Raw genomic sequence first — 12,722 nt, 5'->3', positions numbered from 1 at the left:
CGGGGCGCTGCGCCCGCTCATGCCGCCGCCGCAGAACCCGCGCACCGTGAGCGTGGACAACGAGCGCGTGCTGGTCAACCTGGCCACGGGCGGCGCCGTGGAGTTCACGTTCGGCCGCGGCTACTTCTGCGCGGCCTGCGAGCCGTTCACCGTACGGGCCTCACGCGAGCGGCTGGCCGGGCTGCTGCGCCGCTGAATGATCTGGCCAACGAGCGCGCACAGCGCGACGATCACCCCATGGACACGCAGGAGATCGCCGATCGACTCGAAATCACCGGACTGCTGGCCCGCTACACCCGCGCCATCGACTCCGGCCAGTGGGACCTGCTCGACGAGGTGTTCAGCCCGGACGCGGTGATCGACTACCGCGCCACCGGCGGCATCAGGGGCACCCGGGACGAGGTCAAGGCCTGGCTCGCCGAGGTGCTGCCGCACTGGCCGGGGCGGCTGCACCTCATCGGGGCCCCGACCATCGACTTCCAGGACGGCGAGGCGCGCGTGAGCGCCCCCTTCACCGACACCCTCGCCCCCACCAGGGACATGGTCACCGCGGACACCGAGGGCTTCCTGCACGGCGGCGGCTGGTACCACCATCGCCTGCGGCGCACCTCCGGCGGGTGGCGCAGCGTCGAGCTGGTCGAGGAGCAGGCCTGGCGCACCGCCCGCTGATCCGGTTCCCGTGCTCGCCACCCGGCCCGGCACATCGGCTGAGCTGCGGGGACGGGGGCCGGTACAGAGTTAAGACGTTTGTGGTCAAAACCGTCAGGGCAGCGCGAGTGCGGGCAGCAGTCCCCCTGCCCTTCCGGTCGAAAGGCTGTGCGGCACATGGCATTCGCATTGGGTCTTCTCGGTCACGACATAGCCGTCGATCTCGGTACGGCCAACACTCTCGTCTACGTCCGCAGGAAGGGCATCGTCCTGAACGAGCCCTCCGTCATCGCGATCAACCTGCACAAGAACACCGTCGTGGCCGTGGGCAGGGCGGCCAAGCGGATGATGGGCCGTACTCCCCCGCACATCGCCACGATCAGGCCGCTCAAGGACGGCGTGATCGCGGATCTGGACGCGGCCGAGCGGATGCTGCGGATGTTCATCCAGAGGGCGCACCCGAGCAGGTTCCTGGCCAAGCCGCGCATCGTCGTGGCGGTCCCGAGCGGCACCACCTCCATCGAGCAGCGGGCGGTCAAGGAGGCCGCCTACGAGGCGGGGGCGCGCCGGGTGCACATCATCGAGGAGCCGATGGCCGCGGCGATCGGCGCCGGGCTGAAGGTCGGCGAGGCCACCGGCAACATGGTGGTCGACATCGGCGGCGGCACCACGGAGGTCGCCATCGTCTCCATGAGCGGCGTCGTGGTCGCGAAGTCGCTGCGGGTGGGCGGCGACGAGCTGGACGAGGCGATCATCACCCACACCAAGAAGGAGCACGCGCTGCTGCTGGGCGAGCGCACGGCCGAACGGCTGAAGATCGACCTGGGCATGGTCAGGGCCGCTCCCGTGCACGACGCCGACCCCGTCCCCGGCAGGCACCGGGTCGGCGTCCCCCTCGCCGACGGGCAGGGTACGGCGGTCATCGTGGAGGAGGCGGAGCCGGAGCCGCCGCCCGCCCCGCACCGCTGGAACCCGTTCAGGTCCAGGACCAGGCAGCTCGACGCGGCGCCCGCGACCGGGCCGCGGCAGCTCGATCCGAAGACCTCGGCCCCGGTACGCGGCCGCGACCTGGTCAGCGGGCTGCCGAAGACCACCACCATCACCTCCGAGCAGATCAGCGAGGCCATCGAGGACCAGGTCCAGGCCATCATCGACGCCGTGCAGGCTACGCTCGACCAGTGCCCGGCCGAACTCGCGGGCGACCTGCTGGACAACGGGATCGTGCTGACCGGCGGCGGCGCCCTGTTACGCGGCCTGGCCGACCGGATGGGCGCGGCCACCGGCATGCCGATCCGGGTCGTGGACAAGCCGCTCTACTCGGTGGCGCTGGGCGCGGGCCGCTGCGTCGAACGTTTCCAGGCCATGCGTGACGTGCTGCTGCCCGATCGGTCCCGTCGGTGAAGCGGGCGTTCGTCCTGCTCGTGCTCGCCGCCGCCGTCCTGACCGTCGTGATCGACCGTACGCTGACGCCCCTGGCCCCGCTGCGGGCGGCGGGATCGGCCGTGTTCGGCACGCTGGAGAACGCGATCGGCGCGGTCACCAGATCCTTCGGCGGCGAGCAGCGGGTGCGGCTGCTGGAGCGCGAGAACGCGCAACTGCGGGCCGACCTGCTGGCGGCCCGGCAACGGCCCGGGGCGAGCGCGCGTGGCGTGGCCGCGCACGTGGTGGGGTTCGGGCAGGGGCAGCGGGTCACCATCGACGCCGGGACCGGGGCGGGCGTCGTGCGCGACGTGACGGTGCTGAACGCCGACGGCCTGGTCGGCAAGGTCACCTGGGCGGGTCCGGCGACGGCCACGGTGTCGCTGATCACGGACGCGGGGTCGTCCGTGGGCGCGCGCATGGCGGGCTCGGGCGAGCTCGGCCTGGTCACGGGCGTGCCGGGTGACGGGAGCCTGCGGCTGAGCCTGTTCGACCCGGACGCGCCCGTGAAGGTGGGCGACCGGGTGGTGACGCTCGGCTCGGCGGGCGGGCGGCCGTACGTGGCCGGGCTGGCCATCGGCACGGTCAGCGCGATCGAGAAGGTCTCGGGCGCGGCCACCCGCACGGCGCTGGTGCGGCCCGCGGCCCGCCTGTCCGCGCTCGACCTCGTCTCGGTCGTCGTCCCCGACCCGGGACGGTGAGCCGTGGGGCTGGTGGTGTTGGTGTTCACGGCTCCGCTGCTGCAGGTGCTGCTGGTCAACCGGTCGCCCTGGGGCGGTCCTGACCTGGTGACGCTGGCCGTGGTGTGGCTGGCGCTGGCCCGGGGGCCGGTGTGGGGGTGCGTGGCGGGGCTGGTGGCCGGGCTGGCCGCCGACGTGACGCCACCCGCCGACGGCACGGTGGGCCGGACGGCGCTGGTGCTGTCGATCGTGGGCCTGCTGGTCGGCCACTGGCGCGAGGGCAGGCCGTTCCCGGTGGCCGCGGCGGGCGCCGCCATGGGCGTCCTGCTGCAGGCAGCGGCCGCCGTGGCGCTCGGGGACGCCTCTTGGACGGGGGTCGTCCCCGAGCTGCCACGGACGCTGGGCTGGACGGTGGCGCTCGGCGCGGCGGTGGGTGCGGCGGTCGGCGCGGCGCGGGCGCGGCGCAGGCCGAGGGACCCCTGGCCGGTGCCCGGCCGTTCGGCGGCGGAGCCGCGCCGTGTCTAGGGCCAGGCTGTTCGTGCTGCGGCTGGTCGTCGCGGCGATGATGCTCACGCTGGTGGGGCGGCTGTGGCAGCTGCAGGTGGCCGGAGGCGCGCGGTACGCGCAGGCGGCAGCCGAGGTGCGGATCAGGACCGTGTCGCTGCCGCCGACGAGGGGCCAGATCCTCGACGTGGCCGGACGGCCGCTGGTGACGAACAACACCAGGCCGGTGGTCACGGTGGACGCCGTCGAGCTGGCCCACCAGCCCGACGGCGGCGCGGCGGTGCTCAACCGGCTGGGGAAGGCGCTGCGGCAGCCGTACCGGCAGCTGGCGGAGAAGGTGCGGCCGTGCGGGCCGCGGGTGGCGCAGCCGTGCTGGCAGGGCTCGCCGTACGAGCCGATCCCCGTCGCCGAGGGCGTCACGGCGCTGCGGATCAGCGAGCGGCAGCAGGACTTCCCCGGGGTACGCACGGAGCTGCGGCCCGTCCGGATCTACCCGCTCGGCGCGGCGGCGGCGCACACGCTCGGGTACGTGCAGGGCGCCAAGGGCCGCGACGGCCTCGAAGGCGTGTACGACAAGGAGCTGGCCGGCAGGGCGGGACGGCGGGAGGTGGCCGTGGACAACACCGGCCGGGTCACCCGGGTCATCCGCCTGGACCCGCCCGTTCCCGGCGACACGCTCGTGACCAGCATCGACTCCCGCATCCAGACCATCGCCGAGCAGGCGCTGAGCCGGGCCCTGTCGAGCAGCGGCGGTTCGTCGGGCGCGGCGGTGGTGATGGAGTCGGAGACCGGGCGGGTGGTCGCGCTGGCGGGACGGCCCTCGTACGACCCGGGCGTGTGGACCGACGGCGTGACGGCCCGCGAGTACAAGGCGCTGCCCCTGCTGTCGCGGGCCGTGCAGGGCGAGTGGGCGCCGGGCTCCACCTGGAAGGTCGCCTCGGTGGCCGCCGCCGCGGCCGCCGGGTACGGGCTCGGCGCCACGTACGACTGCCCGAGCGGCTACACCGTCGGCAACCGCCTGTTCAGGAACTTCGCGAGCGCGGACCTCGGCCGGATGACCATGCGCGAGGCGCTGGTGGAGTCGTGCGACACGATCTTCTACCGGCTCGCCGACCAGCTCTGGGAGCGCGGGTCGGACGTCATGCAGAGGACCGCCCGCGGGTTCGGGTTCGGCCGGCCGACGGGCGTCGACCTGCCGGGCGAGGCGGCGGGCGCGGTGCCCGACCCGGCGTCGAAGAAGGCGTACTGGCAGGCCACGCGCGAGGAGAGCTGCCGGCGCGCGGTCAAGGGCTACCCGGAGCTGGCCGACCGGGGGCGGGCCGCGTACCTGACGGCCGTCGCCGGCGAGAACTGCCGGGGCGGCGGCGCGTGGCGGGGCGGCGACGCGGCCAACTTCGCCATCGGGCAGGGCGGCGTGCTGGTGACGCCGCTGCAGCTGGCGCGGGCGTACGCGGCCGTCGCCAACGGCGGCACGCTGTACAGCCCGCGCGTGGGCCTGCGGGTCGTGCGGCCCGACGGGAGCACCGTGCGGACGATCCAGCCGCCCGTGGCGGGGCGGCTGCCCGCCTCCGGCGAGACGCTGCGGTTCATCAGGCAGGCGCTGAGCCAGGTGACCCGGTCGGGGACGGCGCGGGGTGCCTTCGAGAAGTTCCCGTTCGACCGGATCGCGGTGGCCGGGAAGACCGGCACGGCGGAGTCGTTCGGGCGGCGGGACACCTCCTGGTTCGCCTCTTTCGCCCCCGATCCGGCCTACACCGTGGTGGTCGTGCTGTCGGAGGGCGGCCGGGGCGCGGAGGGCGCGGCGCCGGCCGCCCGGGACATCTGGGAAGGGATCCTGGGGCTGAGGGAGAGGCGATGAGGTCGCGTCTCGTGTGGGCGCCGACGCTGGCCGCGCCCGATCGGATCCTGACGCTGCTGGCGCTGGCCCTTTCGGCTGTGGGCCTGCTGCTGGTGTGGTCGGCCACGCGGATGGAGGGCGACCACTCGCTGCTGGTGCGGCAGGCGGTCGGCGTCGGGCTCGGGTTGGCGCTCATGTGGCTGGTCTCGCGGGTCGACCTGCGGGTGCTGCGGGCGTACGTGCCGGTGGTGTACGTGCTGGCCCTGGTCTCGCTGGCGGGCGTGCTGACCCCGCTGGGCGTGCGGGTGAACGGGGCGCACTCGTGGATCGCGCCAGCGCCGGGGGTGCAGTTCCAGCCGTCGGAGTTCGCGAAGGTGGCGCTGGCGCTGGCCTTCGCGGTGCCGCTCGGCGAGCTGCGCGACGGGCAGCGGCGGCCCGGGTTCGGCGGGGTGGTGCTGGCGCTGGTGCTGGCCGCGGTGCCGATCGGGCTGATCGCGCTGCAGCCGGACCTGGGGACGATGCTGGTGTTCGCGGCCATGGTGACCGGGGCGCTGCTGGTGTCGGGGGCGCCCAAGCGGTGGCTGCTGGTGCTCTTCGCCGGGGCGGTGGAGGCGGGCGTGGCGGCCTGGAAGCTGGGGCTGGTGCGGCCGTACCAGATCGAACGGCTGCTCGTGCTGGCCGACCCCGCGTCCGACCCGGGCGGCGTGGGGTACAACGCCGCCCAGGCGCGCATCGCCATCGGGTCGGGCGGCCTCTACGGCAAGGGGCTGTTCAACGGCGAGCAGACCGCCGGGCACTTCGTGCCCGAGCAGCACACGGACTTCATCTTCACCGTCGCGGGCGAGGAGCTCGGGTTCGTCGGCGCGGCGCTCATCGTGCTGTGCGTGGGCGCGCTGCTGTGGCGCGGGCTGGCCATCGCGCGGCGCGGCGACTCCCCTTACGGGACCGTGCTGGCCGGTGCGCTGGTGTCGTGGATCGCGTTCCAGACGTTCGTGAACGTGGGCATGACCGTGGGCCTCGTACCGATCGTGGGCGTGCCGCTGCCGTTCGTCTCCTACGGCGGCTCGGCCACGGTCGCCGGGCTGGTGGCCATCGGGCTGCTCCAGGCCGTGCACCGGACCAAGGCCATGGAGCCGTAGCGGGAGCCGTCACGGCCGCCGAACGGCTGCAAGCTCGGTCCTTCGCGTAAGGGCGGAGAAGCCGACGCGGCGGCATGCTATATGGATGACCGGGGAAGAACCCAGCGACCTGATCCGCAGCGTCTCCCGCGCGCTCCGCGTGCTGGAAGAGGTCTCGCGTGCCGACCGGCCGCTGTCGGTCAAGGTCATCGCCCGCCGATGTGGCCTGAACCTGTCCACGTCGTACCACCTCGTCCGAACCCTCTGCTACGAGGGCTACCTGCACCGGCTGCCCGACGGCGACTACCTGCCGGGCTCGCAGGTGGCCGAGCGGTTCCACGAGATGCTGGAGTCGTTCGAGCGGCCGCCGCGCGCCTCGGAGGTGCTGCGGCACCTGGCCGACGCCTCCGGCCACACCGCCTACCTGGCCCAGCTCGCCGACGATCGCCTGATGGTGGTGGAGGTGGCGGAGGGGCCGCGCTCGCCGTGGCTGGAGGACCTGCAGGCGGGCCTGGAGACGGCGCCGCACGCCACCGCGCTCGGCAAGGCGCTGCTGCTGTCCCTCCCGCCGCATGTCCGGCGCGGCGTGCTCACCGGGCACGGCATGCAGCGCTTCACCTCCGTGACCCCTTCGAGCGTGGAGGAGCTGGAGGAGGAGCTGGCGGGGCTGCGGCCCGGGCAGGTGGTGGAGGAGCACGGGCAGTTCAGGGAGGATGTGGCGTGCGCGAGCGCGGTCGTGCCGGGGACGCAGTGGGCGATCGGCATCTCGGCCCGCGGCCTGACCGTCCCGACGCCCGCCACCGCCCACCTGGCGCTCGCGGTCCGGGACCTGGCGGGGCCATAATCCGTTGCCCTCCGGTGCGGCTCTTCGCCAGGCTGGGCCGCATGAACATGCCCTACCGGCAGATCCGTGCCGCCTACACCGAGGAGTCGATCACCGTCTACCAGGCCTACGACGCCGCCATCGCCGGGCCCGCCGTGGCGGCGCAGCGGTTCGTGGCGCCGTTCAAGCGCGAGCGGATGACGTGGATCAAGCCGTCGTTCCTGTGGATGATGTACCGGTGCGGGTGGGCGACCAAGCCCGGCCAGGAGCGGGTGCTGGCCATTTCGCTGTCGCGGGAGGGGTTCGAGTGGGCGCTGGCGCACTCGTGCCTGAGCCATGACGACCGCCGCCCCGGGTGGTCGGACCGGATGCGGCGCAGTCCGGTGCGGATCCAGTGGGATCCCGAGCGCGGGGTGCGGCACCAGGCGCTGCCGTACCGGTCGATCCAGGTCGGGCTGTCCGGCGAGGCCGTGCGGCGCTACGTCGACGAGTGGACGCTGGCGATCACCGACATCACCGACCGGGTACGGGAGGTGCGCGCGGCGGTCGTGGCGCGTGCGGACGTGAGCGGCCTGCTGCCCGCGGAGCGGCCCTATCCCCTGCCCGACGAGATCCGAGAGACAATCGGGACATGAGGGTGATCCTGTTCGGGGCGACCGGAATGATCGGGCGCGGGGTGCTCAGGGAATGCCTGCTCGACGACCGGGTGGACGCCGTGCTCACCGTCGGGCGCGCCCCGACGGGGGTCGTCCACGGCAAGCTGCGCGAGATCACCCACCGCGACCTGCTCGACCTCGCCCCGATCGAGGCCGAGCTGGCCGGCTACGACGCCTGCTTCTTCTGCCTCGGGGTCTCGTCGGCGGGCATGAACGAGCCGGACTACCGGCGGATCACCTACGACGTCACCCTGTCCGCGGGCCGCACGCTGGCCCGGCTCAACCCCGGCTCGACGTTCGTGTACGTGTCGGGCGCCGGCACCGACGCCCAGGGGCGCTCGATGTGGGCCAGGGTGAAGGGCGCGACCGAGAACGCGCTGCTGGAGCTGCCCTTCGAGGCTTACATGTTCCGGCCCGGCTACATCCAGCCGATGCACGGCGTCACGTCGCGGACCCGGGTCTACCGGCTGGCCTATGTGGTGACGCGGCCGCTCTACCCGATCCTGCGGCGGCTGTTCGCGTCGGCGGTCACCACGACGGAGCGCATCGGACGGGCCATGATCGCGGTCGCCGAGCGCGGCGCGCCCAAGCGCATCCTCGGCCCGTCCGACATCAACGCGCTGGCCGCCTAGTCGCTCAGCCGCCCCCGTCCCTGGGCGCCTCGTACCGGTGGACCCGGAATGCCGCGCCGAAGGCGATGTCGAACTCCAGCCTGTCGTGATCCGGCTGGAGGTTCCGCGCACTGGTGCACACCATGGTGGAATATCTCAGCGGGGTTGTGCGCTACCGTAGCCGTCAAAAGTTCAACAGTCATGGATGGTGACTAAAGTGCAGTTCGGAATCTTCAGTGTGGGCGACGTCACCACTGACCCCACCACGGACAGGACGCCGACGGAGCACGAGCGGATCAAGGCGATGGTGGCGATCGCGCTCAAGGCCGAGGAGGTCGGGCTCGACGTGTTCGCGACCGGCGAGCACCACAACCCGCCCTTCGTGCCGTCCTCGCCGACCACCATGCTCGGCTACATCGCGGCCAAGACGGAGCGCCTGATCCTGTCCACCGCCACCACGTTGATCACGACCAACGACCCCGTGAAGATCGCCGAGGACTTCGCCATGCTGCAGCACCTGGCGGACGGCCGGGTGGACCTCATGCTGGGCCGGGGCAACACCGGGCCCGTCTACCCGTGGTTCGGCCAGGACATCAGGCAGGGCATCCCGCTGGCCATCGAGAACTACTCCCTGCTGCACAAGCTGTGGCACGAGGACGTCGTCGACTGGGAGGGGCGCTTCCGCACCCCGCTGCAGGGCTTCACCTCGACGCCGCGCCCGCTGGACGGAGTGCCGCCGTTCGTGTGGCACGGCTCGATCCGCAGCCCCGAGATCGCCGAGCAGGCCGCCTACTACGGCGACGGCTTCTTCGCCAACAACATCTTCTGGCCGAAGGAGCACTTCATGCGCCTGATCCACCTCTACCGCCAGCGCTACGCGCACTACGGCCACGGCACCGCGGAACAGGCCGTCGTGGGCCTGGGCGGCCAGGTGTTCATGCGCAAGAACTCGCAGGACGCGGTGCGCGAGTTCCGCCCGTACTTCGACGTCGCCCCCGTGTACGGCCACGGGCCGTCGCTGGAGGAGTTCATGGCGGAGACGCCGCTCACCGTGGGCAGCCCGCAGCAGGTCATCGACAGGACCCTCGAGTTCAGGGACTACTTCGGCGACTACCAGCGCCAGCTGTTCCTGATGGACCACGCGGGCCTGCCGCTGAAGACCGTGCTGGAGCAGCTCGACATCCTCGGCGAGGAGGTCGTGCCGGTGCTGCGCAAGGAGTTCGCCAAGGACCGCCCCGCCGAGGTCCCGGACGGGCCCACCCACGCGGCCCGCGTCCCCGCCACCGCCTGACCCATCGGAAAGGAGATCGACCAGATGAAGCTCGCCGTCGTCACAGCGGGGCTGACCCAGCCCTCCTCCAGCCGCCTGCTCGCCGACCGCCTGACGGAGGCCGTCACGCGCCAGGCTCCGGCCGAGGTACGCGTGATCGAGCTGCGCGACCTCGCCGTGGACATCGCGAACAACTTCGTGACCGGCTTCCCGAACGCCCGGCTGCGCGAGGCGATCGAGGCGGTGACGGAGGCCGACGGGCTCATCGCGGTCACGCCGATCTTCAGCGGCTCGTACAGCGGCCTGTTCAAGTCCTTCTTCGACGTGATCGACGACGGGGCGCTGGCGGGCAAGCCCGCGCTGATCGCCGCCACCGGCGGCACGGCCCGGCACTCGCTGGCGCTGGAGCACGCGCTGCGCCCGCTCTTCGCCTACCTGCGCGCCGTTGTCATCCCCACCGCCGTGTACGCGGCCTCGGAGGACTGGGGCGGCGCGGCCGACGCCTTCACGGACGGCCTCGGCCCGCGCATCGCCCGCGCCGCCGAGGAGCTGGCCGACCTGCTGCTGCACCGCAGGCCCAAGGCCGAGGCCGAGGAGGAGGTCGTCCCGTTCGAGCAGCAGCTGGCCGCGTTGCGGCCCTTGGGTTAGTTTTCACAACATGAGCCCCGTAGGTTGACTTATCGGAGTATGGTTCGTTAGGAAGCTTTCCTAACCTCCCTCTCCTCCAGGGGCTCATGTGCTGACCGCCACACTCCTGACCCTCTCCCTCGCCGTCACCGGCACCGGCCCGGCCGACCTCGATGACCCGCACAAGAAGGACATCGCCATGCAGCTGGTGTCCAGCGCGGAGAACTCCTCGCTCGACTGGAAAGCCCAGTACGGCTACATCGAGGACATCGACGACGACCGCGGCTACACGGCGGGGATCATCGGCTTCTGCTCGGGCACCGGCGACATGCTGGAGTTAGTCGAGCTCTACGCCGAGCGCAAGCCCGGCAACGTCCTCGCCAAATACCTCCCGGCCCTGCGCAAGGTGAACGGCAGCGCCTCCCACAAGGGCCTCGACCCGAACTTCACCAAGGACTGGAAGACGGCCGCCAAGGACACCGTCTTCCAGCAGGCCCAGAACGACGAGCGCGACCGCGTGTACTTCAACCCGGCCGTCAACCAGGCCAAGCAGGACGGGCTGCGCGCGCTCGGCCAGTTCGTCTACTACGACGCCATGGTCATGCACGGGCCGGGCAGCGACAAGCTGAGCTTCGGCGGCATCAGGAAGTCGGCCCTGGCCAAGGCCAAGCCGCCCGCGCAGGGCGGGAACGAGGTCACGTACCTGAACGCGTTCCTTGACGCCAGGAAGGCGGCGATGAAGGCGGAGGAGGCGCACGAGGACACGACGCGCGTGGACACGATGCAGCGCGTCTTCCTCAAGAACGGCAACCTCGACCTGAACCCGCCGCTGACCTGGAAGGTCTACGGCGACAGCTACACGATCAAGAAGTAGGGCCCGGACGGGCAGGGCGGCCCCCTGCCCGGCCCGCTGCCCGTCCCGGGCTGTCAGCGCTTGACGGCGACCACCGAGTACGGCGTGTCGGGGGCCGGGGTCGTCGTGAAGCGGGCGTTGGGCAGGTAGAGGCGCTTGCCGGAGGCGGCGACCGTCGTCGGGATGTCGAACCGCGGATCGGTCAGCCGTTTCACGACTTTTCCGGATGCGCCGTCGCGCGTCAGGTTGACGACGGCGATCGCGTTCAGGCGGTTCTGCACCGCGTACAGGGTCCGCCCCTCCAGCAGCAGGCCGTCGCCGTTGACGAGCGACTCGCCGCCCAGGTCCACCTCCGTGGTGACCCCGGAGGACGGGTCGACCTCGAACAGCTTGCCGGTGTTCGACTGGACGATCAGCAGCGACTCCCGGTCGGGGCTGGGGGCGATGCCGTTGGCGTTGTTGCCGGTCGTGTACTGGATGGCGCCGGACAGCGGGATCTTGACGGCCTCGCCGGGCAGCGCGCCGCCGCGCCCGAGCTCCAGCTTGTACAGGACGGGGTTGCGGGAGTCGGTGAAGTACGCCGCGCCCCTGGTGAGGATGACGTCGTTGACGAACGCCGGGTCGGCGGTCAGCTTGTACGACTTGACGACCTCGCCGGTACGCAGATCGATCACGCGGGCGTCGCCGCCGGCGCCTCCGGCCACGAACAGCCGCCCGCGCCCGTCGGTCTTGAGCCCGAGCGAGGGCGTGCCCGGGCCCTTGCTGATGACGGACCCCTCGCCGGTCCGCAGGTCGGCCCGGTAGATGTCACCGCTCGCCCGGGAGCCGAAGTAGGCGTACGGGCCAGGCCCGATCGCGATGCCCTCCGGCTGGAACCCGTTCGGCAGCGCGAACGTGTCGGGCTTCCCAGTGGCTTGCACAGTGGCCTGCGCGGGCACGCCGCTGAGCAGGACCACGACGAGGGTGCTGAGTGCGGTCTTCAGGATCGCGGATCTCATGCGGCCCACGATGCCCGCGCCCGCGGCCCGGGCAAAGCCTGAAGGCAGCCTTCACAGGGAGCTTTCAGCAAGGGGGGAAGGCCACCCGCACGCCGCGGGATCGCGCGGTAGGTTGGGGCACAAGCGAACAAACGGGGTTTAGACATGTCAAACGGTGCCCGTCATGTTCTGGGAGTGGTCGCGGGGCTGCTCCTCCCTCCGATCATCGCCGCGAGCCTCTGGTACGGCATCGGCGACCACCTGCTCAGATTCCAGTCGGCGTTCGAGCTGTCCTGGCTCGGGCTGTCCGCGATCGTGGCGTCGGGGATCGCGTTCGCGTTCCTGGCCGGCTCGCGGCTGTCGCCGATCGCCTCGCTGCTCGGCGGCCTGGCGTTCACCGCGCTCGGCGTCCTTCCCATCGTGGAGCTGCGGGGCGTGCGGGTGCTGCCCGACCACTGGCTGCCGAACGTCATGGAGCAGGGGTTCCGGACGGTGGCGGATTCGGGGGTGCTGCTGTTCCTGGGGGTGGCGCTGGTGGTCGTCTCGCTGTTCCCGTCGCGGTGGCGGTCCTCGGGGAAGCAGGCCGTCTACGAGCCCGAGTACGGGCCGGCGCCCTCGCCGTACGCGTCGTACAGCGGACCGGAGGACGCCACGCGGCCCATGCATCGGGAATGAGGGACGCGTGGCCTGACAGAATGC

15 protein-coding genes are annotated in these 12,722 nt (G+C 72.1%); 14 read left to right on the top strand and 1 reads right to left on the bottom strand.

Translation table 11 applies throughout. From position 1 onward, the window contains the following. From ACWEPL_RS22940 to ACWEPL_RS22880, 13 genes are all read left to right on the top strand, one after another. Positions 1 to 196: hypothetical protein (locus ACWEPL_RS22940; protein ID WP_452437400.1), on the top strand; the 196-nt coding region annotated here is incomplete at its 5' end. Positions 197 to 237: 41 nt separating this feature from the next. After that, positions 238 to 669, top strand: a complete 432-nt coding sequence (locus ACWEPL_RS22935; RefSeq protein WP_357736056.1) for a nuclear transport factor 2 family protein — start codon at positions 238 to 240, stop codon at positions 667 to 669. Between the two features lie 156 nt (positions 670 to 825). Then, complete coding sequence (gene mreB, locus ACWEPL_RS22930) at positions 826 to 2,049, top strand: rod shape-determining protein MreB (protein ID WP_452437399.1); 1,224 nt, start codon at positions 826 to 828, stop codon at positions 2,047 to 2,049. Continuing rightward, complete coding sequence (mreC, locus tag ACWEPL_RS22925; RefSeq protein ID WP_363972232.1) at positions 2,046 to 2,768, top strand: rod shape-determining protein MreC; 723 nt, start codon at positions 2,046 to 2,048, stop codon at positions 2,766 to 2,768. The genes mreB and mreC overlap by 4 nt, the downstream gene beginning before the upstream one ends. A 3-nt stretch (positions 2,769 to 2,771) precedes the next feature. Further along, positions 2,772 to 3,272 (top strand): rod shape-determining protein MreD, encoded by a 501-nt coding sequence (locus ACWEPL_RS22920; protein ID WP_452437398.1) that lies wholly within the window; start codon positions 2,772 to 2,774, stop codon positions 3,270 to 3,272. Beyond that, positions 3,265 to 5,109 (top strand): penicillin-binding protein 2, encoded by a 1,845-nt coding sequence (gene mrdA / locus ACWEPL_RS22915; protein WP_452437397.1) that lies wholly within the window; start codon positions 3,265 to 3,267, stop codon positions 5,107 to 5,109. The genes ACWEPL_RS22920 and mrdA overlap by 8 nt, the downstream gene beginning before the upstream one ends. Further along, positions 5,106 to 6,227: a rod shape-determining protein RodA gene (rodA, locus tag ACWEPL_RS22910; protein ID WP_452437396.1), complete on the top strand. Its 1,122-nt coding sequence runs from the start codon at positions 5,106 to 5,108 to the stop codon at positions 6,225 to 6,227. Before mrdA ends, rodA begins: the two co-directional genes overlap by 4 nt. Positions 6,228 to 6,312: 85 nt before the next feature. Next, the gene (locus ACWEPL_RS22905; RefSeq protein WP_363972241.1) at positions 6,313 to 7,050 is read left to right on the top strand and encodes an IclR family transcriptional regulator; all 738 of its coding nucleotides are present in this window, start codon (positions 6,313 to 6,315) and stop codon (positions 7,048 to 7,050) included. A gap of 41 nt (positions 7,051 to 7,091) precedes the next feature. Then, on the top strand, positions 7,092 to 7,664 hold the full coding sequence (locus tag ACWEPL_RS22900) for a DUF4291 domain-containing protein (protein WP_452437395.1): 573 nt from the start codon (positions 7,092 to 7,094) through the stop codon (positions 7,662 to 7,664). After that, positions 7,661 to 8,317 (top strand): Rossmann-fold NAD(P)-binding domain-containing protein, encoded by a 657-nt coding sequence (locus ACWEPL_RS22895; RefSeq protein WP_363972245.1) that lies wholly within the window; start codon positions 7,661 to 7,663, stop codon positions 8,315 to 8,317. The genes ACWEPL_RS22900 and ACWEPL_RS22895 overlap by 4 nt, the downstream gene beginning before the upstream one ends. A 196-nt stretch (positions 8,318 to 8,513) precedes the next feature. Then, positions 8,514 to 9,587 (top strand): LLM class flavin-dependent oxidoreductase, encoded by a 1,074-nt coding sequence (locus ACWEPL_RS22890; protein ID WP_350727094.1) that lies wholly within the window; start codon positions 8,514 to 8,516, stop codon positions 9,585 to 9,587. 24 nt (positions 9,588 to 9,611) lie between these two features. Beyond that, positions 9,612 to 10,214, top strand: coding sequence for an FMN reductase (locus ACWEPL_RS22885; protein WP_363972247.1), 603 nt, complete (start codon positions 9,612 to 9,614; stop codon positions 10,212 to 10,214). Between the two features lie 88 nt (positions 10,215 to 10,302). Beyond that, positions 10,303 to 11,067, top strand: a complete 765-nt coding sequence (locus tag ACWEPL_RS22880; protein WP_350727092.1) for a chitosanase — start codon at positions 10,303 to 10,305, stop codon at positions 11,065 to 11,067. Positions 11,068 to 11,120: 53 nt separating this feature from the next. On the opposite strand, the gene ACWEPL_RS22875 is transcribed toward ACWEPL_RS22880, so the two are convergent. Continuing rightward, entirely contained in the window at positions 11,121 to 12,044 is a 924-nt protein-coding gene (locus ACWEPL_RS22875; RefSeq protein ID WP_363972249.1) for an NHL repeat-containing protein, read from the bottom strand. A 144-nt stretch (positions 12,045 to 12,188) separates the two neighbouring features. On the opposite strand from ACWEPL_RS22875, the gene ACWEPL_RS22870 reads away from it, so the two are divergent. After that, positions 12,189 to 12,698, top strand: a complete 510-nt coding sequence (locus tag ACWEPL_RS22870; RefSeq protein ID WP_350727090.1) for a hypothetical protein — start codon at positions 12,189 to 12,191, stop codon at positions 12,696 to 12,698. Positions 12,699 to 12,722: the final 24 nt, after the last annotated feature.

The organism is Nonomuraea sp. NPDC004186 (assembly GCF_053603495.1).
Note: the sequence above shows the minus strand (reverse complement) of the source record. Positions and strands in the feature narration are given on the sequence as shown.